The following is a 20,258-nucleotide window of genomic DNA, read 5'->3' as shown; positions in this document are numbered from 1 at the left end:
TTTTATATAATTGCATGATCTTTCAAAGTGGCACTGTTTGAACCGAAATAGGTGGCACGGTCACTCCGAAATAGCCAGTATTAAACAGAATTATCTTTCTGTAGGATTTAAAGCGGACTTGACTTCAAAGATGTAGATGGGAATGGAGTTTGACCGCTTCCCGATTTTTCTCGGGAAAGGGCGGACAAGTGGAATGGAAATCGGAAGCTTTGGAGTTGGGTTCAAGACCTTTGTAATGAAGCGCTTTTCCCGGAATGTAGCTTTTCGCGAAATGCAGGGGAATGTGCTAAATGGATAATGACTCGATTAATTCACTTCAATTAGAATTACGCCATAAATCAAATATGTCTACCGAAATTTATCCTTGGGATTTTAACAAACCATCTGTAACATTTCTCCATTTGTCAGGAAAATAAGGTGTATGAAAATAGAAATGTGCCAAATCTTTCAGAAAAGCATATCCTGCTTTATCAGTACGATATTCATAGATAAATTCATCTTTTCTTTTCTTTATCTTTTCCTTAAACTCTTCAAAAGGCAATTCGTCTATTAAATTTTTTGTAAGTCTTGTATCCACTTGATATCCATCTCGCAGAGGTTTCGAAAATAACTGTTCTTCGAGGTCGTTTTCTTTATCCTCAATGAGGTTTTCAGACACTGAATTTTTGCTGTGATGAGGAATAAAAAGTCCCAAAGTGATATCGTGTTTTTTGACGAAAATTCTCAATTGGTTATATTCTTCCTCCAAACCAAAAAGAGCAATATACTCTAATAAAACTGCCAACAAAGGCGAGGTGGAATCCGAATAATAAACTGGTTTAGTTCCTGTAACCGTATATTTAATAACATTTTGAATACTATTGTTGGCATCCGGTAGCATTCCAGATTTATCCTTTCTATATTTTATTGTAGCAAGTATACTTTTAAGATATGCTTTCGCTGCATCAACATCATCTGTCTGTATAAAAAGTTCTATGGTATTGACGATGACCAATGAGTGAATATCCAGCAAAGGTCGCTTAGAAACCGAGTTGTGCTGAACAACATTGTAAACTCCAGTTCTAGCATCTAGTAAGTCGTAGTCTGGGAAACAAGCTTTCTCCATATTTATTAGAATCAACAAATAAGCCAAGTAGTCGAAAGTTCTTTGGGTATAACCCACCTGTTCAGACATACCACCATTTTCTGCGTAAAGTCCATCTTTTGTTTGTACTATGGAAAGAGTCCTATCAAAATACTGTTGCAATACTTCATAGAAAAACAGCATTACCTGATTAAAGTGCTTGAGCACCTTTTTATTATTTTCCAGGTTATTCTTCAAAACCCAGTACCAATATCGTAATACCAAATGAGTAAGGTAGCGTTTTGCAATGTCAAGGTTGTTATATTCTTTAGACTCCGTGTAAATTATGAATGAAATTAGTTTTAAGGATTCAAAAAGTAATTGCCATTTTCTTGGAATTTTAGTTTTATAGCCTTTCCATTCAATCTTTTCAAATAATGAATCGATAAGTTTTATAAAGTCTCGTGAAACCCCATCGGATGTATCCAAATTAACCAAAACTCTATTGAAAAGTTTTGTGGTGGAAGAATCAGTAAGTAGGTATGCCCCGAAAAGGTTTTCAGAGAACATAGCGGTTAAACGTGCAATATCCCAACGTTCAAAAACCGTGTTATCTACAGGTTTACTTATTTTGACCAAAAAGTTTTCGAAGGTTTTTTGCAGGCCGCCTTCAATAACCCCATTGTGCACAATTACAACTTTTAAGGGTAGTTCTTGGAATTTTGGGTACGCCGATACAAATGGCGTATAAGTTGCTTCGGTAATTGATTCCTGTATTCCATCTTTACCGTAAAAGTTCCTCGTAGTGATATTTCTGTCCGCTCCACCCTTTAGTTCAAAATAGAATCGCTTTTTAACTTTATCTTCGTCAATCCCAACAGCCACAATGTCTTTGCCATATTCTTGCAAACCCAAATATTCGGTCGGTTTAGACAAAATCTCAAATCCCATACTTTCCAATAAAAGAGGGAAAATACGATTTAGCTCGTCTTTCTCTGTTAAAGATTCCAGATAGTCCTTAACCACTAGTTGCTTAATATTCATCTCTTATCGTAGGTATTTAAAATATACTCTTGCAGGTCGGGATTTTTGAACAATCTGGCGTCAAGTATAAAACTGGATTCTACTTTCCCTAATGGCATCACTTTATCTTCAAGTTCTTGCTTCCAACTGTTGCCCCTAACTATTATTGTACTCCTCCCCACAGCCGCAAGAATACCATTGGGATTCTCATTAATATCTTGCATCATTTTGGCTCTATTCTCGTGTTCTAGACTATAATACAAATCCATTAAATCCCGTTCATTTTCATAGGGGTTTAGGTCATTTATAGATTTCTTTTTTGATACAATAGATTCATAATTTTTATAGGCTTCCCTTAACGGTCGTACAAATGCTTTATCTTCTTTAGATTCATCTAATAGGTTTTCTATGTCGTCCAGTAAAGACCTATGGTAGGCATCATATATCAGTTCAGAGAGTTTTATCTGAAGAAACTTTACAACTTCCGGATAAGGCGAACGTCTTAATGGAAGAACTATTGGAAGTAATTTGTCAAAAGTATGTGGAAACAAGGTAATAGCTTCAATCGCCTTTGCCTGCTCCTGTTTTGTGTCCAATTTCAGCAAATCTATTGGAAGTGCCCCAAAACTTCCAGTCATTATAATTTCTACCGGAAGCAAACCAAACTTGTCCTCAGGCTTAAAAAGTTCAAGGATATGTTTTTCTGTTTCTTGTATATTATTACTCCAAAAATGGAAAATGGAACTTTCAAATCGGTTGATGGAACCTCTTTGCCATCCAGCTAGGTAAAACATTTTCATTAGGTGAAATAAATGCTCGGGATGCTCATAGTTATAGAAAAAGCTTTCTATAACGGAAATATCCTGCGTATTTTCAAAATAAATGTGGAGCAATTTGTATTTCTCAGCCTCAAAAGACTTAAGATTATAGATTATTCTGTGAAAGGCAATTTTAACAAGTTCCTTATTTTCTTTTTGAAGATAGGTGGTAATTAAATTAAAACAACCCTTCCGCAGTTCTTCACTTACTTTTGGATTGTCGATTAAACCGCAAATAACTTGAGTTTTACTACCAATAGATTCTGGTAAATAATCATTATGGACTAATTCGAATATCGAATTATTTTGCTCGTCTGAAAGGTTTTGTAACGAATTTAAAACGTGATAGCCCTGTTGCGGATGCTTGTTTTGTAGCTCAAATGCCTTTTCAAATACCCCTTCAAATCCATTATTGTGAAGTCCTATTAAAAGGCTAGCTATGAAAAATGTATCATTGGGTTGTTCTGACCTGATGGCAATAGAATAAATATTTTTTGCTAAATCAAAATTGTTGAACGGTAGCTTACGGGCAAATTCATCCACGTAATATCGGTCGTCAAAAGCAAGTGTTCGCTGACATATCTCCCAAATATCTTTTGCTGAATATTTTGAATATGGAAGGAATCTATAAAGGTGCTGTTCAAATAAGAAGAGTTCCTTCTCTCTTTCTCCTTTAGGCTTCAATTTGTCTAAAAAATATCCTTTGACATCAAATCCATCTGAATGCAGTCTATGTAAAATATAACCTTGTAATCCCTTAATCAAACTGCCGTAACCATTGATTACATTTTTGGCAATTCCATTTTCCTCTTTTAATTTTTCCTGAAAATCTTCTACAAAACCAAAAGCTCCCACAATATTCTTAGGCATTTCTCTTTCAAGTTTAACTTCAGCTTCTTTAAGTAGGGCTTCGTTAAATTCAATAGAATTTGGGTTGAGCTTAATAAATTCAGGATTTGATTCCATTTGTAGGACGATTTCTTTTTTCAACAGTAGGCCACAATTAGCTGTTTCCACTTTAGGAAATTCTATTTTTTTTGTGTTTATACACTTTTGGATTAAAGTGTTAATCTGTCTATCAATCTTGACCATCGGATTAAATGTTTACTTAAAAAAGTTCAATCATCTCAAACTCTGAATATAAGCCCGTAAAAGTTGATTTTCATTTTAGCTTAATGATACCAAATGAAATCATTTTTAATGAGTTCATTAAATATACTTAAATGTTGTACCTATGTTGTACCTGAGCATAAAAAAAGCCGAGATTTTCATCTCAGCTCTTTTTCGTACCGAAGGCGGGAATCGAACCCGCACGCCTTATCAGCAATGGATTTTGAATCCATCGTGTCTACCAATTCCACCACTTCGGCCTAACATTTTACGCTCTTTTAAGTTTGGATTTTGAATCCAGCGCGTCTACCAATTCCGCCACCAAGGCTTCATTCTAATTTATATTACTTCTAAGCTTCCTTAGCTTTTCTTTTCCTATGCCAGATTTCCAGTACTTTTCCCGAATTCTGGCCTCTGTTCGAGAACTGCAAATTTCGGAAAAAATTAGCTTAAATGGTCTAAATTTTCTCGTTGTCCTTTCTTTTCCAGAATTATGTTGTTCAAATCTTCTGTTTAAATCTGAAGTCAAACCTACATAAATATAATTCTCTTTAAGACTAGAGAGAGCATAAACATAAAACATTTAAAGAACTTTTCCAGCGCGCCTGCCTGCCGGCAGGTCTACCAATTCCGCCACCAAGGCAAACGGGAGGCAAAAGTAATAATTTTTGGTTTAAGCAAATAGATTTCTGGTAAAAAAGTTGCAGGCAAAAAACTGTATTGGTGAAAATTGAACAGTCAGGTACTCTAAAATGCCATTTTGGGAGCAGGTTTTTTGGTTTTTCAGAAAGAATGCGAGGGAACAACCGCGAAAATATGCTCTTAAAATTGTGACCAGGAATTTTTTTGAAAATAATACGCAACCTTTTAGAAATTGAAGGTCATAAGGGTAAATAACAATTAAAAACACAAAACATGAAAAAATTTCTTTTCTTATTCATTGCAGCTTTATCGTTAACCGCTTGTGAAATTGATGACGACGGTCCCGGAACTGTACAGGTTATTGCTGAAGTAGTTGACACCACGCTTCCCGAGTCTTTTGAAGAAGGCAAACTCTATGATTTCAAGATAACCTATCTACTTCCGGATGCCTGCCATACAGGAATTGGTGTTCAGGCAATGAGAGAAGGGAGCGGAGAAGTTGAAAGAAGGAAAATTTACGTGGCAGGTGTAGCCTCGCGCCCTGCAAATCAAACTACCTGTAACCTCGAAGATGATGATCTTGAGGTAGAAGGTTCCTTTTCCATGAGAATTGAAGGTGATGAACCTTATACTTTTTATCTTTGGACAGGGGTTGATGTAGACGGTAAAAGCGTATATAATGAGGTAGTTGTGCCTGTTGGCGAAGAAGAGCCTACCACTCCCGAGGAATAAATTTGAGCATTAAAGAACCAACATAAATCTCCTGTGGGTCTAAAGGAACTAGTTCGGCTTTGTAAACAACAGGATAGAAAGGCGCAGGAGGAGCTTTACCGTACATACTCGGAACAGCTCTTCGTGCTTTGCCTTAAATATTCCGGGAATTACGAGCAGGCAAAAGACCTGCTGCAGGATTGCTTTGTGAAAATTTTTCAAAAAATTGACCAGTTTAGCGGAAGAGGCAGTTTTGAAGGCTGGATGACGCGACTGGTCATTAACACCGCCATCAAAAAGAGCAAAAAGAACGGGTTTCACCTTAGTATTACAGGCGAAATTTTTGAAGAAGTTGAAGAAGATCTTGATGACCAAAACCTGTCACTGGATTTCCTGATCAAAATAATCCAGGAACTGCCCGAAGCATACCGGCTCGTCTTTAACCTTTATGTAATGGAAGAATATTCTCACAAGGAGATCGCTAAAATGTTGGGGATTTCTGAAGGGACTTCAAAATCCAACCTCGCGCGTGCCCGCTACAAATTGAGAGAGCGTATTAAGCGCCACAACCGGATGAATTTCCTTAAATCAATATGAAAATGGAAAAGGACATCGACAAAATTTACCGGCGTCGCTTTGAGGGGGCAAAAATGCCTCCGCCCCAAGATTCCTGGGGAAATATTCTATCACAGCTCCCGCCAAAAAAGGCAAAAAAAAGGCTGCTTCCTATTTGGGTACAGCTTGGCGGAGTGGCAGCCGCGGTAGCACTCCTTTTTACGCTTTATTCAAAAAGTTCCTTTTTTACTGAAAAAGAAAAAGGCGTGCAGGTTGTTTTTGAGTCCGGGGAATTAAATTTTGAGTCTGAAGATGCTTCAGTAAAATTTCAGGAGGTGATGAAGGAATCTCAAATCCTTTTACAGGCCTTGATCTTACAGCATGAGCTTCAGCAGAAACAACAAATTGCTGCTGAAGTAAAACCTGAAGTTAAGGCTGAATCACACAAAAATACTTCAGGGAACCACGCAATTGTCAGTATAGGGTTGCAGGTTACAGATGAGGCCGGTGTAGCTGAAGTTTTAGAAAATAAAGAAGTTCTTGAGGAGAAAACTTCCGAAGAAATCCCGGGTTCGGGCGCTTCAAAAGAACTTGCTGCGGCGTTGAGCCTGTCTAAAGAGGAAGAGCCTGAAATACCTTCCCAAAATGACAATTTTCAGCAGAAATTTAAACTGAGTACAAGGGTGGCGCCTGTGTATTTTAATAACTTCGGAAACGGGAACGTTGTGAACAAAGGCTTTTCAGAAAAAGAAGCTTCGGGGGAAGTGACCTTTTCTTACGGGGTGAGTGTGGCTTACGCGGTTTCTGAAAATATCAACATTAGGGGCGGGATTAACAAGGTGAGCCTTGAGTACAATACCCGGCAGGTTTCTTTCAATGAGGTTGCCAAAATTTCATCTTATGGCACGAAAATGATGAATGCTGCTACACTTGCTTCACCTTCATACGGCACGCTGCATCAAAAAATGGGCTTTTTGGAGGTTCCTCTTGAGCTTGAGTATTTAGTGCTTGATGACCAGTTTTCACTGGGAATTATAGGCGGCGCAAGTGTGCTTTTTCTTGAAGAAAATGACCTTTTACTGGCACTTCCGGGCGAAGAGGCCGATCTTGGAGGGGCAAACCGAATGAATAAACTTAGCTATACCACAAATTTAGGCCTGGGATTGGGTTATAACCTGTCTAAGCAGCTGCAACTGAGCGTAGAGCCTGTAGTTAAATTTCAAATGAACACGTTTAAAGACAGTGGCGGGCAAAAACCTTACTTTTTAGGTTTGTATTCCGGTTTCAATTATAGATTCTAATCGGGCTTAATAGATTTCTGCTCAAAAACTTCCCTTCAAAAATGCCATTTTTGAAGGGAAGTTTTTTTTCAACCTTTCCCTCTCTAAAACCTTCTTCAATATTTCTCAAAAAGTAAATTTGCTGGTTCTCACCCACGAATTAATTTCTAAATTTGCAAGGCAACAACAAACAACACAACATGCCTGAAGTTTCTACCGCAGTAAAAATCTTTTCCTGTAATCAAAGCCGTGATTTGGCTGAAAAAATAGCCGAATCCTATGGCTCTAAATTGGGGAATGTTATCACTTCCACTTACAGTGATGGCGAATTTCAACCTTCTTTTGAAGAATCTGTAAGAGGATCGAGAGTTTTTATTATCGGGTCTACCCACCCGGGGTCTGATCACCTTATGGAGCTTTTACTTATGCTAGATGCTGCCAAAAGAGCATCTGCAAGGCATATTACAGCAGTTATCCCTTATTACGGCTGGGCCAGGCAGGATAGAAAAGATAAGCCGCGGGTGCCTATTGCGGCAAAACTTATTGCCAAAATGCTCGAAACTGCCGGAGCTACCCGAATTATCACCATGGATCTTCATGCCGATCAAATTCAGGGATTCTTTGAAAAACCTGTAGATCATCTGTTTGCATCTACCGTGTTTTTGCCTTACCTGCGTAGCCTTAACCTTGACAACCTTACTATTGCCTCACCCGATATGGGAGGCTCCAAGAGAGCTTATGCCTATTCCAAAACCATGGAGAGCGATGTAGTGATTTGTTACAAACAAAGGGTAAAGGCCAATGTTATTTCTCACATGGAATTGATTGGGAATGTTGAAGGGCGTAATGTGGTACTCGTAGATGATATGGTAGATACCGCAGGCACATTGAGCAAAGCAGCCGATTTAATGATGGAAAGAGGGGCGCTTAGTGTAAGAGCTATTTGTACACATCCTGTACTTTCTGGAGAAGCCTATGAACGCATTGAGAATTCGAAACTGATGGAACTCATTGTTACTGATTCAATCCCGCTAAAGAAAAAAAGCGATAAGATTCGCGTGGTTACCTGTGCCGATTTGTTTGCAGATGTAATGAATCGTGTACACAACAACAGGTCTATTAGTTCAAAATTCATTATGTAAACGGAAGTTAGATTTTAGAAGGTAGAAGTACGAGCAGCTTTTCTAAGATTTTAAATTCCTGACTCTTAATATTCAACTTTTGCTGCCAGGAATCTTTCGCTATAAATAATTAGGGCCTAAGCTTTTATTAGCTGAAAAAAAAGATTTACTTTTGCAGCCTAAAATTTTTAACAATGAAATCAATTACGATCAACGGATCTAAAAGAGAAAGCGTAGGCAAGAAAGCTACAAAAGCCTTACGTAATGCTGGACAGGTTCCTTGCGTATTATACGGGGGAGACGAGCCATTACATTTTTCAGCAGAAGAGATTGCCTTTAAAGACCTGGTTTACACCCCAGATGTTCACACTGTAGAGATTAAGCTAAAGGGAGGTGAGGTATTTAATGCTGTATTGCAGGATATCCAGTTTCACCCTGTAACCGATGCAATTTTGCATATCGATTTCTACCAGATCTTTGAAGACAAAGAAATTACTATGGAAATTCCTGTACATACTACAGGTGTTGCCCGTGGTGTGAAAAATGGTGGGGTATTGAGATTTAACCTTCGCCGCATGAGAGTAAAAGGTCTTCCAGGAAATCTTCCAGATTTTATCGAAGCCGATATTACTTCACTTAAAATTGGTAACAAATTGTATGTTACTGCTTTACAAAGTGATGAGTTCAAAATCATGCACCCAGATAACACAGTAGTTTGCCAGGTTAGAACTTCTCGAAATGTCATCGCAGATACCGATGATGAAGAAGAAGAAACTGCAGCAGATGAAGTGCCTGCAACCGAAGTTAACGAAACTGAATAAGCTTCAGGTTTTCTTATCAAAATATAAAGCATCCCAGTTCGGGATGCTTTTTTTATTTTTACCAAAAAGTCACGCATGCTATCTTTTTTTGGAAGATTGTTAGCTAAAACACCTAAAGAAGAAATTTCTCCTATGAAAAAATTTCTCATTGTGGGTCTGGGAAATATTGGCCCCAAGTACCACAATACCCGCCATAACATTGGGTTTAAGATACTCGATTTTTTGGCAGAAAAAGAAGGACTTACTTTTGAATCCCAGAAACTGGGGGATGTGGCTACCTATAAATTTAAGGGCCGCACCTTTATACTGCTTAAGCCTTCAACCTTTATGAACCTTAGCGGGAAAGCTGTAAATTACTGGTTGCAGAAAGAAAAGGTGCCCTTAGAGCACTTAATGGTAATTACAGATGATCTCAACCTTACTTTTGGCACTATAAGGGTAAAGACCAAGGGCAGCGATGGCGGCCACAATGGTTTGAAAGATATCCAGGCCCAATTGGGAACAACAAATTACAATCGCTTTCGCTTCGGAATAAGCGATGCATTTTCTCATGGCAGGCAGGTAGATTACGTGCTGGGGGAATGGGATGAAGAAGAAAATAAAAAGTTGCCCGAGAGACTTGAAAAATCAGCTGAAGTGATAAGATCCTTCGGTACGGCGGGCATAAATAATACAATGAATACCTTTAACGGGAAATAGCAGTAGTCTTGAAAGAACACAAAGGAGCACATGCTTTCAACAGCAACCATCATACGGTAGTCACTATAGGTACTTTTGACGGGGTGCATATTGGGCATCAAAAAATTATTCAAAGGCTGGTAAATACAGCAAAGGCCGGCAATCTTGAATCGGCTATCCTCACTTTTTTTCCGCATCCCAGGATGGTACTTCAAAAAGATGCCGATATAAAGCTTATCAATACTATTGAAGAGCGTAAGAATATCCTGGAGCAAAGCGGGATCGACCATCTTATTGTCCATCCGTTCACGCAGCAGTTTTCCAGACTTTCGGCCCGGGAATTTGTGAGAGACGTGCTCGTAAATAAACTCAAAGCCAAAAAGGTGATTATTGGGTATGACCACAGGTTTGGACGCAACAGGACAGCAGATATTAATGACCTGAGAGCCTTTGGGGAAGAATATGACTTTGAGGTAGAAGAAATATCAAAGCAGGATGTTGAAGATGTAGCTGTAAGTTCTACTAAAATAAGGAATGCATTACGGGAAGGTAGGGTAGAGAAGGCCAATCGTTACCTAAGTTATCCATTTTCCCTAGCAGGAACTGTGGTGAGAGGGAAAGGCCTTGGAAAAGAATTTTCTTTTCCTACTGCCAATCTTGAAGTTAAAGAAGACTACAAGCTTATCCCTAAAAATGGGGTTTATGTAGTAAGATCTGTGATTGATGGAGAAATGGTGTACGGGATGATGAGCATTGGCACCAATCCTACTGTAGGCGGTACCGAAAAAACCATTGAAACTAACTTTTTCAACTTTGATAAAGACCTGTATGGGCAACAGCTTTCTATAGAAATGCTTATGCGCATTAGGGATGAAAAGAAATTTGAGTCGGTAGAGGCATTAAAACGGGCCATGAAACAGGACGAAGCTATAAGCTATCAATTTATACGTGATAATTATGCTCAATAAATGGCTTTTTACCCGCATAGATAATTCTGCACTTATTGTTTTTAGGATACTCTTTGGGGTATTGCTTACTATAGAGGCTTTTGGTGCAATCTTTACTGGTTGGGTAAAAAGGGTGTTTATTGAACCCGCTTTCACTTTTAATTTTATAGGTTTCGAATTTCTGCAGCCTTTGCCGGGTAATGGCATGCTCTGGTACTACGCTGTTATGGGCTTGTTTGGCATCTTCGTGATGCTGGGTTTTAAATATCGGTTTAGCATTTTTATGTACACGATAATGTGGGCCGCTGTTTACCTGATGCAGAAATCTTCCTATAACAATCACTACTACCTTTTAATGTTGCTGTGCTTTCTCATGATCCTTCTCCCGGCGCACAGGTACGCCTCGGTTGATGCCTGGAAGAACCCGGGGTTAAAGAAGCTGAGTATGCCACGCTGGGTTTGGGTCTTGCTTGTGGTGCAAATGTTTATCGTTTATACCTATGCCGCCGTGGCCAAAATATACCCCGACTGGTTTGATGCCACGCTTCCGGGAATATTAATGGATGCCCGAAAAGACTACTGGTTGGTAGGAGATTTTCTTCAGCAGCCCTGGGTACACCATACCATCGCCTGGTTCGGATTCTTTTTTGACCTGTTGATCATTCCTTTACTGCTCTGGAAACGCACCCGGATTTTCGCATTTTTGGCTGCCGTATTTTTCCATCTCTTCAACAGCTTTATTTTCCACATTGGGATTTTTCCTTATCTGGCTCTTGCTTTCACTATCTTCTTTTTTTCTACGGAAAATATCAACAGGTATTTTTTGTGGAAAAAGCCACATTATTCCGCAGCTGAAGTAGAAGTTCCCAAAAACCGGGATTTGATCGTAGGTTTTATGGCGATTTGGCTGCTGGTGCAGGCAGTGTTGCCAGTTAGGCACTGGTTCTTCAAAGATGATGTGCTATGGACCGAAGAAGGCCATCGTCTTAGCTGGCGTATGATGTTGAGGTCAAAATCCGGTCAGATCCGCTATAAAGTGGTAGATAAATCAAAGCCTCAGGATACCATCTATATTAAAACTGAAGATTATCTTTCAGCAAAACAACAGCGTGCATTAGGCTCAAAACCCGATATGATTTGGCAATTTGCCCAACGCCTCGAAAAAGAATATGAACTAGAAGGAAAAGAGGTGGAGGTGTATGTAGACAGCAGGGTAAGTGTAAACAGGAGGCGTTACAAGCCCTTTATAGATCCTAAAGTTGATCTCGCAGCCGAAGAATGGAAGCACTTTGAGCATCATGACTGGATATTGCCATTTGTTGATGATAAAGAATAAGGTGCTTTCCTGCGGTGTTGATCAAAATAAAATTTGATCTGTCACGAAAATAACCGGAGCTCACAATGCGAATGCAGTGGCCCCGGTAATATTTCAGCTTTAATTAATATTAAGCTGATACAGCCTCTCTGATCAAGGCAGCTAGTTCTTTCTGAATTTCCAGGCCTTTGTTCGAGTTGTACCATTGCTGAATTTCCTCCTTTATTTTATCTGCTTCGGCGTTCTCAGCTTTTAACCTTTCAAACAATTTTACGCATTCCAGGGGCCGTGGGCCCCAAACGTTAAGATCTTCGTCATGCTCATCTTTAATGATAAGCTTTGGTATAGAGAGCGTGCCGTTGGTGCGGTAATTTTCAATCCTGTGAGGCGCGCTGTCCCTTAGTTCGTACGAGACGCTTACAAGAGGATTTTCACGGCCCGCAAGTTCAAGAAACGGGGTGATGTGTGCCGCGTCTCCACACCAGGGTTCCGTGATAACAATCCACTGCTGGGGCTCATAAATTTGCTGGAGTGCATTTCTCAACTCTTCTGTTATTTCTCCCGTTTTTAACCACCGGTTCATACGAGACCAGTTCAGTTTAGTGTAATTGAGATAATCGGGATTATCGTAAGGCGCATTCTGCTGCTCTAAAGGAGTATTTTTTATAGTTTCAAAATAACTCTGGTATTGCTTAAAGTCCATATTTTCAGGTGTATATTAAGATGATTTCAATTTGATCTACAGGCGATTCCCGGGGACTAAAAGATACTAAAATTAATAGGTTGGGCTGTAAAAGAACAGGGGATGATTTAAACAGAATTACAATTTTTTTCAGTCCTGGCAGGGGCTCCATTAACTTCTGTGGAGACAGCGAACATTTTTGTCATCTCTCTGGCGGGAAGATCAATTGTTTACAGGGCTTTTGTTACTTTTGCTTTTATGGCGGAAGAAATACACTTGCGCAAATCCAAATATTAGATCTATGTTACAGGTAGCCAATATCAGGGCCAACAAGGAGGCATATGTAAAAGCCTTGAAAAAGAGAAATTTTGATGCTGAAGAAGTTTTTGCTGAAGTGCTTGAACTGGACGAGACCCGCCGTTCAACCCAGGCAGAGCTGGATGAGAAGTTAGCCGAATCGAACAGGCTTTCAAAGGAAATAGGAATGCTTTTCAAGACCGGTGAACATCTGAAGGCAAACCAGCTGAAGCAACAAACTTCAGATTTGAAGGAGACTACTAAAGAGCTTTCTGAAAAGCTGGCGGCTACCACCATGGCCCTCAACAAACAGCTGTATAATATTCCCAATATCCCGAATGAACTCGTGCCGGATGGTGCTTCCGAAGAAGATAATGTTGAGGTCTTTAAAGAAGGAGAAGTGCCGCAGCTTGATTCAGATGCTTTGCCGCACTGGGAACTGGCAAAAAAATATGACATCATAGATTTTGAACTTGGTAACAAAATTACCGGCGCCGGATTTCCTGTTTACAAAGGAAAAGGTGCACGCCTGCAACGGGCATTGATCGCGTACTTTTTAGACAAAAACGTGGCGGCAGGATATACCGAGTACCAAATGCCGCTTATGGTAAATGAAGCTTCGGGGTATGGCACAGGTCAGTTGCCCGATAAAGAAGGGCAAATGTACCATGTCACCGAAGATAATCTATACCTTATTCCAACGGCCGAAGTTCCTATTACGAATATGTTTAGGGATAACATGCTTTCAGAAAACGATCTTCCCATTGCCTGTACCGGTTATACGCCGTGCTTTAGAAGGGAAGCAGGTTCTTACGGGGCACACGTGCGCGGTCTTAACCGCCTGCACCAGTTCGATAAAGTGGAGATTGTAAGGATCGAAAAACCTGAGAATTCTTTTGCTGCATTAGATCAAATGGTAGAGCAGATCAAGGATATCCTCAGGGATCTAAAGTTGCCTTACCGCATTCTTAGGTTATGTGGTGGTGATCTTGGGTTTACATCGGTGCTGACTTACGACTTTGAAGTATTTTCAACCGCACAGGATCGCTGGCTGGAGATAAGCTCCTGTTCAAATTTTGAGACTTTCCAGGCCAACCGGTTAAAGTTGAGGTATAAATCGGCCGATGGTTCCAAGCAACTGGCGCACACCCTTAACGGTAGTGCCCTTGCCTTACCTCGTGTATTGGCGGGAATTCTTGAAAACTATCAGACCCCTGCAGGTATAAAAGTGCCCGACGTATTGGTGCCTTATACCGGTTTTGACATGATTGATTAAAAGGAGTGTTCGTAATATTATGAGACCTCACAGGTTTTTGAAACCTGTGAGGTCTTTGCTTTTAATAGAATAAATCCCTCACTTTCAGGTGCTAAAAAAGGCATTTTCTTATCTTTACTCAAAACAGTTGCGGATGCGTTTCCTTTATTTTCTTCTCATCCTTCTTTGCTCCCATTTTTCAGGTTTTGCACAATCTGAGCAGTTGGCGCGCAATTATTTTGACAGGGGCGAATTTGAAAAAGCAGAGAATATCTATGAGAAACTCCTCGATTTGGAGCCGCAAAATGCCTCCTTTTTCTACGGACTCATTGCCACATATCAGCAACTTGAAAAATATTCAGAAGCAGAAAGACTGCTGAAAGAAAAGGTGAACAACACGGCCAATGCGCCTCATTACCTTGTGGAGCTGGGCCACAATCTTGAATTGCAGGGAAAATCATCTCAAGCCCTTAAATTCTATGAAGAAGCTTTAAGAGCTATTGAGTCGAGACCTAACTATGCTTTTCCTATTGCCCGGGCTTTTGAAAAGTACAGCAAACTCGATAAAGCCGTCACAGCTTATGAGCTGGGCATGAAAATGAATCCCAATGCCGAATACAACATCCAGCTCGCACGGCTTTACGGCGAACAGGGTGAGATTGAAAAGATGTTTAGCAATTATATTGATGTACTGGGTAACAACCCCGATTTGCTGCCGGGCGTGAGCCGTATTTACGGGGAGTTCATTACCGATGATCCCGCTAATGTTGCTAACATCACCTTCAGGAAATTACTGCTGAAAAAACTTCAGGAAGACCAAAATATTCTTTTCAACAACATGTTGAGCTGGTTGTTCATTCAGCAAAAAGAGTATCAGAAGGCTTTTCAGCAGGAGAAAGCCATCTATCGCAGGTCAAATGAAGGTTTGGGGGCTATCTTAAGGCTTACGGTGATGGCGAGGGAAGAAGGGCAACTCGAAACAGCTCTTGAAGTACTCGATTTTATTATTGCTGAAGCCCCAAACCAGGACTTAAAACTTCAGGCGTACCAACTGCGGTTAAACATTCTTCAGGAAATACTTCCGAAGAACAATTACTCCGAAATAGATGAGGCTTATAATGCCCTTTTTGACACCTATGGGAGTGGACCGGCAATGTTATCGCTGTTCATAGATTACGCTAATTTTCTTGCATTTAAACAGGCTGAGGTCGCAAAAGCAGAAAAGGTACTCCGGGATTTTCTAGATAGTGACCTGAAGAAGTTTGAAGAAGCCGCCTTAAAAATGGCCCTGGCCGATATTCTCGTGCTCGATGAGAAGTTCAATCAGGCTTTGATCTATTACTCGCAGGTGCAAAACATGGTAGAAAATGATGTCATTGCACAAATGGCAAGGTTTAAAGTGGCAAAAACCAGCTACTATAAAGGAGATTTTGAATGGGCTACCATTCAGCTGGATGTTCTAAAATCGGCTACCTCGCAATTGATTGCTAATGACGCTATGGAACTTAGCCTTTTAATTAGTGAAAACTCCCTGGAAGATTCCACACAGGCTGCACTCAAAAAATATGCCCGGGCCGATTTACTGGCTTTTCAGCAACGGGAAGAAAAGGCCATACAATTGCTAGACACTGTTTTAACCGGCCATAAAGGGGAGGATATAGAAGATGATGCCCTTTTAAAGCAGGCAAAGCTGTATGAACAAACGGCGCAGTACCAAAAAGCCGAAGAAAATTACCTTAAACTTATATCGCATTACCAGAATGGGGTTTTGGGAGATAACGCCCATTACTACCTGGCCGAACTTTACGCCCAAAAGCTGGACCAGCCCGAAAAGGCGCAGGAGTTTTATGAAAAAATTATCTTTAATTACGCCGATAGTATTTACTTTGTAGATGCCCGAAAAAAATTCAGGCAACTTCGGGGAGATGAGATTGAATAAGCCTTTTATTAAGGCTGCAATCCTCCCTTTTTTCTAAAGAAGCTACAGTATATGTATATCTACAATGTCACAATAAATGTTCAGGAAGATGTTCACCAGCAGTGGGTAAAATGGATGAAAGAGGAACACATCCCCGAAATGCTCAACACCGGTAAATTCACAAAAGCGCTTATGACCAGGGTGTTGGTGAACGAAGAAATGGGAGGCATCACTTATTCAGTTCAGTTTACCGCTCAAACCCGAAAAATGCTACAGCGTTATTATGAAGAAGATGCCGAAAGGTTGAGAAGAAAATCTGCAATTTTTGAAGGGAAATTTGTCGTCTTCAGGACCGAGCTCGAGGTAATAAGCGAGCAGTAGAAACCACAGTATCCATGAAAAAGAATTACAGTAAGAAAGGTGGAAACCGCCACAATACCTCTTTGCCCGGCCATCAGGAAGGCGATGTAAAGGCTAAAAAGCACCTGGGGCAGCATTTTTTGACCGATGAAAGTGTGGCCGAAAGAATTGCAGATACCCTTAGTTATAAAGGTTATCCCCATGTGCTGGAGATAGGCCCGGGGATGGGAGTGCTCACAAAATATCTCCTGAAAAAAGACACAGACCTTCACGTAATAGAGATAGACACCGAGAGTGTTGCGTATTTAAATGAACACTATCCTGCTCTTGAAGGTAAGGTGCATGAAAAGGACTTTTTGAGGTACGATATTGGTGAGATCTTTAAGCAGGAGCAGTTTGCCATAATAGGTAATTTCCCGTACAACATCTCTACCCAAATCGTTTTTAAGATGCTCGAACTACGGGATTTTATTCCCGAATTTTCGGGGATGTTCCAAAAAGAAGTAGCACAGCGTATTTGCGAAAAGGAAGGTAACAAGACCTACGGAATACTGTCTGTGCTGGTCCAGGCTTTTTATGAAGCCGAGTACCTCTTTACCGTGCCACCATCAGTGTTTAATCCGCCGCCAAAAGTAGACAGCGGCGTGCTGAAGTTTATCCGGAAAGAAGATTTTTCCCTGCCCGTAGACGAGAAATTGTTTTTTAGAGTGGTAAAGACAGCTTTTCAGCAGCGAAGAAAGACGCTAAGAAACAGTCTTAAGATCTTTGACCTGCCCGAAAATATTAAAGAAGATGCTATCTTTGGGCTACGTCCCGAACAGCTAAGTACAGCCAGGTTTATAGAACTTACACAAAAGATCCAGCCTTATGCAATTTGAGGTAACCGAAGAATATATTGAGCAAATTCAGCTTCTCATTGAAGAGCATCGGGACACCGAGCTCCTGCAGCTGCTTGAAGAGGTTCACCCTGCCGATATTGCCGAGATTATCCACGAACTGGAACTCGATGAGGCTACCTATATCATAAAGCTGCTTGACAGTACCAAAACTTCCGAAGCTCTTATGGAGCTTGAAGAAGACCTGAGGGAACGCATTCTCGATAATCTTTCGGCCAAAGAAATCGCCGAGGAGCTCGAGAATATGGACACCGATGATGCTGCCGACATTATGTCTGAACTTTCGGAAGAACGAAAGCAGGAAGTAATCCAGGAGATCTCCGATGAAGAACACGCCGAGCATATTGTAGAGCTGTTGCGTTATGACGAGAATTCTGCCGGGGGTCTTATGGCTAAGGAGCTTGTTAAGGTAAATGAGAACTGGAGTGTAACCGGCTCTCTCGCCGAAATGAAGGCCCAGGGCGAGAACGTGACCCGTGTGCATTCCATTTATGTAGTGGATGATAAGGGGAAACTAAAGGGGAGATTGTCTCTAAAAGATCTTCTTACGGCTTCCAGCAGGGCAAATATCAGCGACGTTTATATAGATAAAGTAGATTACGTTACAGTTCATACCAAAGGTGAGGAAGTAGCCCGAATCATGCAGAAGTATGACCTCGAGGCCATACCCGTTGTTGATGAGATGGGCCGGCTCGTGGGGCGGGTAACTATTGATGATATTGTAGATTTTATAAGAGACGAAGCCGAAAGGGATTACCAGCTGGCAGCCGGTATTTCTGAAGATGTTGAGGCCGATGATTCCATCCTGCGCCTCACCCGGGCGAGATTGCCCTGGCTCATCCTCGCACTTTTTGGCGGCTTTGTTTCTGTAACCGTTTTGGGCACTTTCGATGCCGCAATGCAAGAGCATGCTGCCCTGTTCTTTTTTGTGCCGCTAATAGCGGCAATGGCAGGTAATGTGGGCGTACAGTCGTCGGCCATTGTGTTACAGGGTTTGGCAAATCAAAGCCTTAGTGGCTCGCTGTTAAACCGCCTTATCAAAGAAATTCTTTTAAGCCTTTTAAACGGTACCGCCCTTGCACTTCTACTTATCGTTGGGGGCATCTTTCTACTGGGTTTCGATTTCTTGTTTGGGCTTACCGTGGGCATTTCTTTGATCTCGGTAATCGTAATTGCTTCCCTCATAGGGACTTTTGTGCCCATTATCCTGGACAAATTCGGTATAGATCCCGCAATGGCCACAGGGCCTTTCATCACTACCAGTAATGACATTTTTGGGATACTTATCTATTTTACCATTGCCAAGATGATCTTAGGATTTTAATTTATACAAGTTGGAATTTGGTGCTTGTAATTTTTAATTATGGGGGCTGCCCCAGCTTCAATTTATTATTTTAGTTCCTCTTAAAAATACCTGTCAAAAATGCCTTTTTATGATACCCATTGATCCAAAAGAAAAACTAAAGAGCTTCAGTAATCACTGGCATCCGCGGCAAATAGGTGTTGTAAATGACATGCAGGTGCTGGTGGCAAAGGTCAAAGACGAGTTTGTGTGGCACCAGCATGATGACGAAGATGAACTCTTCCAAATTATAAAAGGTACTTTATATCTTCAGTTTGAAGATCACACTGAAACCGTTAAGGAAGGGGAGATCATCATTGTTCCCAAAGGAGTGAAACACTGCCCCATGACAAAAAACGGGGAGGAAGTTCATATCATGCTGTTCGAAAAGCTAACAACAAAGCACACCGGCAATGTACAAGACAGCCTCACCCAATCTGACTATCCTAAAATCTGATCTTAATGACCATTCTTCACGCAGATTCTAATCACCCTGTTCTTTTACAACAACTCGAAGCAGCAGGACATCACAATATTGAAGCCTATAACCAAAGTGAGCAGGAGATTCTTGAGAATCAACATCGCTATGATGGCATCGTGATTAGAAGCCGGTTCAAAATTGACAAAGCCTTTCTCGATGCGGCTCCTAATCTCAAATTCATAGCCCGCGTTGGCGCGGGGCTGGAAAGTATAGATGTAGCATATGCAGAAAAGAAAGGCGTGAAACTTTTTTCTGCCCCCGAAGGAAATAGAAATGCCGTGGGTGAACATGCACTTGGAATGTTACTTTCCCTTTTTAATAAACTCAATCAGGCCGACAGGCAGGTACGTGAAGGCTTGTGGTATCGCGAAGCCAACCGCGGAGTGGAATTGGAAGGAAAAACTGTTGGGATCATTGGTTATGGAAATATGGGTAAGTCTTTTGCGAAAAAACTTCAGGGTTTTGATGTAAAGGTGCTCTGTTTTGACATTTTAGAGGGGGTAGGAGATGAATATGTACAGCAGGTGGGCATAGAGGAATTCCGCCGGGAATGTGACGTGGTGAGTCTGCACACACCTTGGACTCCCGAAACTAACAGAATGATCGATACTGCCTTTATTGAAGCTTTTGCAAAGCCATTCTGGCTGCTCAACACCGCCCGCGGAAAAAGTGTCGTGACCGAAGATCTCGTTGCAGCTCTCCATAACAAAAAGATCCTGGGTGCAGGTCTCGATGTACTGGAGTATGAAAAAGGCTCTTTTGAAAGCCTTTTCTCTGAAGCTACAGAAATGCCAAAAGCCCTGCAGGAATTACTGGTGATGCCAAATGTGCTGCTTAGTCCGCATGTTGCCGGATGGACGGTAGAATCTCATAAAAAGCTGGCAGATACTATAGCACATAAGATCATAGATCATTTTAAAGATCAATTGCCAGGATAAGGCCC

The 20,258-nt window shown here is 40.9% G+C and carries 19 protein-coding genes and 1 tRNA gene; 15 read left to right on the top strand and 5 right to left on the bottom strand.

The features are described from left to right. Positions 1 to 358: 358 nt before the first annotated feature. The 4 genes from OQ279_RS11625 to OQ279_RS11610 form a co-directional block, all read right to left on the bottom strand. Positions 359 to 2,107: a hypothetical protein gene (locus OQ279_RS11625; RefSeq protein ID WP_266070091.1), complete on the bottom strand. Its 1,749-nt coding sequence runs from the start codon at positions 2,105 to 2,107 to the stop codon at positions 359 to 361. Beyond that, positions 2,104 to 3,996, bottom strand: coding sequence for a hypothetical protein (locus OQ279_RS11620; protein WP_168025950.1), 1,893 nt, complete (start codon positions 3,994 to 3,996; stop codon positions 2,104 to 2,106). Before OQ279_RS11620 ends, OQ279_RS11625 begins: the two co-directional genes overlap by 4 nt. Before the next feature lie 195 nt (positions 3,997 to 4,191). Then, a tRNA-Leu gene (locus tag OQ279_RS11615) sits at positions 4,192 to 4,274 on the bottom strand. A 74-nt stretch (positions 4,275 to 4,348) separates the two neighbouring features. Further along, complete coding sequence (locus OQ279_RS11610) at positions 4,349 to 4,597, bottom strand: GIY-YIG nuclease family protein (RefSeq protein ID WP_266070090.1); 249 nt, start codon at positions 4,595 to 4,597, stop codon at positions 4,349 to 4,351. 332 nt (positions 4,598 to 4,929) lie between these two features. On the opposite strand from OQ279_RS11610, the gene OQ279_RS11605 reads away from it, so the two are divergent. The 8 genes from OQ279_RS11605 (at position 4,930) to OQ279_RS11570 (ending at position 12,105) form a co-directional block, all read left to right on the top strand. Then, entirely contained in the window at positions 4,930 to 5,388 is a 459-nt protein-coding gene (locus OQ279_RS11605) for a hypothetical protein (RefSeq protein ID WP_266070089.1), read from the top strand. 33 nt (positions 5,389 to 5,421) lie between these two features. Continuing rightward, positions 5,422 to 5,964 (top strand): RNA polymerase sigma factor, encoded by a 543-nt coding sequence (locus OQ279_RS11600; protein WP_266070088.1) that lies wholly within the window; start codon positions 5,422 to 5,424, stop codon positions 5,962 to 5,964. 2 nt (positions 5,965 to 5,966) lie between these two features. After that, positions 5,967 to 7,223 carry a porin family protein gene (locus OQ279_RS11595; protein ID WP_266070087.1) on the top strand — a complete coding sequence of 419 codons (1,257 nt, stop codon included), beginning with the start codon at positions 5,967 to 5,969 and terminating at the stop codon, positions 7,221 to 7,223. A gap of 179 nt (positions 7,224 to 7,402) precedes the next feature. Then, positions 7,403 to 8,344 carry a ribose-phosphate pyrophosphokinase gene (locus OQ279_RS11590; protein WP_266070086.1) on the top strand — a complete coding sequence of 314 codons (942 nt, stop codon included), beginning with the start codon at positions 7,403 to 7,405 and terminating at the stop codon, positions 8,342 to 8,344. Positions 8,345 to 8,517: 173 nt separating this feature from the next. Beyond that, positions 8,518 to 9,144, top strand: coding sequence for a 50S ribosomal protein L25/general stress protein Ctc (locus OQ279_RS11585; protein WP_266070085.1), 627 nt, complete (start codon positions 8,518 to 8,520; stop codon positions 9,142 to 9,144). 75 nt (positions 9,145 to 9,219) lie between these two features. Next, positions 9,220 to 9,843 (top strand): aminoacyl-tRNA hydrolase, encoded by a 624-nt coding sequence (gene pth / locus OQ279_RS11580; RefSeq protein WP_266070083.1) that lies wholly within the window; start codon positions 9,220 to 9,222, stop codon positions 9,841 to 9,843. 8 nt (positions 9,844 to 9,851) lie between these two features. After that, entirely contained in the window at positions 9,852 to 10,790 is a 939-nt protein-coding gene (locus tag OQ279_RS11575; RefSeq protein ID WP_266070082.1) for a bifunctional riboflavin kinase/FAD synthetase, read from the top strand. Further along, positions 10,780 to 12,105, top strand: coding sequence for an HTTM domain-containing protein (locus OQ279_RS11570; protein WP_266070081.1), 1,326 nt, complete (start codon positions 10,780 to 10,782; stop codon positions 12,103 to 12,105). Before OQ279_RS11575 ends, OQ279_RS11570 begins: the two co-directional genes overlap by 11 nt. Positions 12,106 to 12,214: 109 nt before the next feature. Here the strand turns inward: OQ279_RS11570 and OQ279_RS11565 are convergent, their stop codons facing one another. Beyond that, entirely contained in the window at positions 12,215 to 12,787 is a 573-nt protein-coding gene (locus OQ279_RS11565) for a thioredoxin family protein (protein WP_266070079.1), read from the bottom strand. 280 nt (positions 12,788 to 13,067) lie between these two features. Between OQ279_RS11565 and serS the strand changes: the two genes are divergently transcribed. From serS to OQ279_RS11530, 7 genes are all read left to right on the top strand, one after another. Beyond that, positions 13,068 to 14,339, top strand: coding sequence for a serine--tRNA ligase (gene serS / locus OQ279_RS11560; RefSeq protein WP_266070078.1), 1,272 nt, complete (start codon positions 13,068 to 13,070; stop codon positions 14,337 to 14,339). Between the two features lie 133 nt (positions 14,340 to 14,472). Beyond that, the gene (locus tag OQ279_RS11555) at positions 14,473 to 16,257 is read left to right on the top strand and encodes a tetratricopeptide repeat protein (RefSeq protein ID WP_266070077.1); all 1,785 of its coding nucleotides are present in this window, start codon (positions 14,473 to 14,475) and stop codon (positions 16,255 to 16,257) included. A gap of 51 nt (positions 16,258 to 16,308) precedes the next feature. Next, positions 16,309 to 16,617 (top strand): DUF4286 family protein, encoded by a 309-nt coding sequence (locus OQ279_RS11550; RefSeq protein ID WP_266070075.1) that lies wholly within the window; start codon positions 16,309 to 16,311, stop codon positions 16,615 to 16,617. 14 nt (positions 16,618 to 16,631) lie between these two features. Beyond that, positions 16,632 to 17,474: a 16S rRNA (adenine(1518)-N(6)/adenine(1519)-N(6))-dimethyltransferase RsmA gene (rsmA, locus tag OQ279_RS11545; protein ID WP_266070074.1), complete on the top strand. Its 843-nt coding sequence runs from the start codon at positions 16,632 to 16,634 to the stop codon at positions 17,472 to 17,474. Continuing rightward, positions 17,464 to 18,816 carry a magnesium transporter gene (gene mgtE, locus OQ279_RS11540; RefSeq protein ID WP_266070073.1) on the top strand — a complete coding sequence of 451 codons (1,353 nt, stop codon included), beginning with the start codon at positions 17,464 to 17,466 and terminating at the stop codon, positions 18,814 to 18,816. The genes rsmA and mgtE overlap by 11 nt, the downstream gene beginning before the upstream one ends. Positions 18,817 to 18,925: 109 nt before the next feature. Continuing rightward, a complete protein-coding gene (locus OQ279_RS11535) occupies positions 18,926 to 19,291 on the top strand; it encodes a cupin domain-containing protein (RefSeq protein WP_266070072.1) in 366 nt (121 codons plus the stop codon). A gap of 5 nt (positions 19,292 to 19,296) precedes the next feature. After that, positions 19,297 to 20,253, top strand: coding sequence for a 2-hydroxyacid dehydrogenase (locus OQ279_RS11530; RefSeq protein ID WP_266070071.1), 957 nt, complete (start codon positions 19,297 to 19,299; stop codon positions 20,251 to 20,253). Positions 20,254 to 20,258: the final 5 nt, after the last annotated feature.

Source organism: Salinimicrobium profundisediminis (genome assembly GCF_026241755.1).
Lineage (GTDB): Bacteria > Bacteroidota > Bacteroidia > Flavobacteriales > Flavobacteriaceae > Salinimicrobium > Salinimicrobium profundisediminis.
The sequence above is the reverse complement of the archived record's forward strand: the minus strand, read 5'-3'. Positions and strand labels throughout refer to the sequence as shown.

Bases quoted from the DNA above. Each gene is read 5' to 3' on its own strand.
- OQ279_RS11625 (WP_266070091.1), bottom strand. From the start codon at position 2,107: ATGAATATTAAGCAACTAGTGGTTAAGGACTATCTGGAATCTTTAACA.
- OQ279_RS11620 (WP_168025950.1), bottom strand. From the start codon at position 3,996: ATGGTCAAGATTGATAGACAGATTAACACTTTAATCCAAAAGTGTATA.
- OQ279_RS11610 (WP_266070090.1), bottom strand. From the start codon at position 4,597: ATGTTTTATGTTTATGCTCTCTCTAGTCTTAAAGAGAATTATATTTAT.
- OQ279_RS11605 (WP_266070089.1), top strand. From the start codon at position 4,930: ATGAAAAAATTTCTTTTCTTATTCATTGCAGCTTTATCGTTAACCGCT.
- OQ279_RS11595 (WP_266070087.1), top strand. From the start codon at position 5,967: ATGGAAAAGGACATCGACAAAATTTACCGGCGTCGCTTTGAGGGGGCA.
- OQ279_RS11590 (WP_266070086.1), top strand. From the start codon at position 7,403: ATGCCTGAAGTTTCTACCGCAGTAAAAATCTTTTCCTGTAATCAAAGC.
- OQ279_RS11585 (WP_266070085.1), top strand. From the start codon at position 8,518: ATGAAATCAATTACGATCAACGGATCTAAAAGAGAAAGCGTAGGCAAG.
- pth (WP_266070083.1), top strand. From the start codon at position 9,220: ATGCTATCTTTTTTTGGAAGATTGTTAGCTAAAACACCTAAAGAAGAA.
- OQ279_RS11570 (WP_266070081.1), top strand. From the start codon at position 10,780: ATGCTCAATAAATGGCTTTTTACCCGCATAGATAATTCTGCACTTATT.
- OQ279_RS11565 (WP_266070079.1), bottom strand. From the start codon at position 12,787: ATGGACTTTAAGCAATACCAGAGTTATTTTGAAACTATAAAAAATACT.
- serS (WP_266070078.1), top strand. From the start codon at position 13,068: ATGTTACAGGTAGCCAATATCAGGGCCAACAAGGAGGCATATGTAAAA.
- OQ279_RS11555 (WP_266070077.1), top strand. From the start codon at position 14,473: ATGCGTTTCCTTTATTTTCTTCTCATCCTTCTTTGCTCCCATTTTTCA.
- OQ279_RS11550 (WP_266070075.1), top strand. From the start codon at position 16,309: ATGTATATCTACAATGTCACAATAAATGTTCAGGAAGATGTTCACCAG.
- rsmA (WP_266070074.1), top strand. From the start codon at position 16,632: ATGAAAAAGAATTACAGTAAGAAAGGTGGAAACCGCCACAATACCTCT.
- mgtE (WP_266070073.1), top strand. From the start codon at position 17,464: ATGCAATTTGAGGTAACCGAAGAATATATTGAGCAAATTCAGCTTCTC.
- OQ279_RS11535 (WP_266070072.1), top strand. From the start codon at position 18,926: ATGATACCCATTGATCCAAAAGAAAAACTAAAGAGCTTCAGTAATCAC.
- OQ279_RS11530 (WP_266070071.1), top strand. From the start codon at position 19,297: ATGACCATTCTTCACGCAGATTCTAATCACCCTGTTCTTTTACAACAA.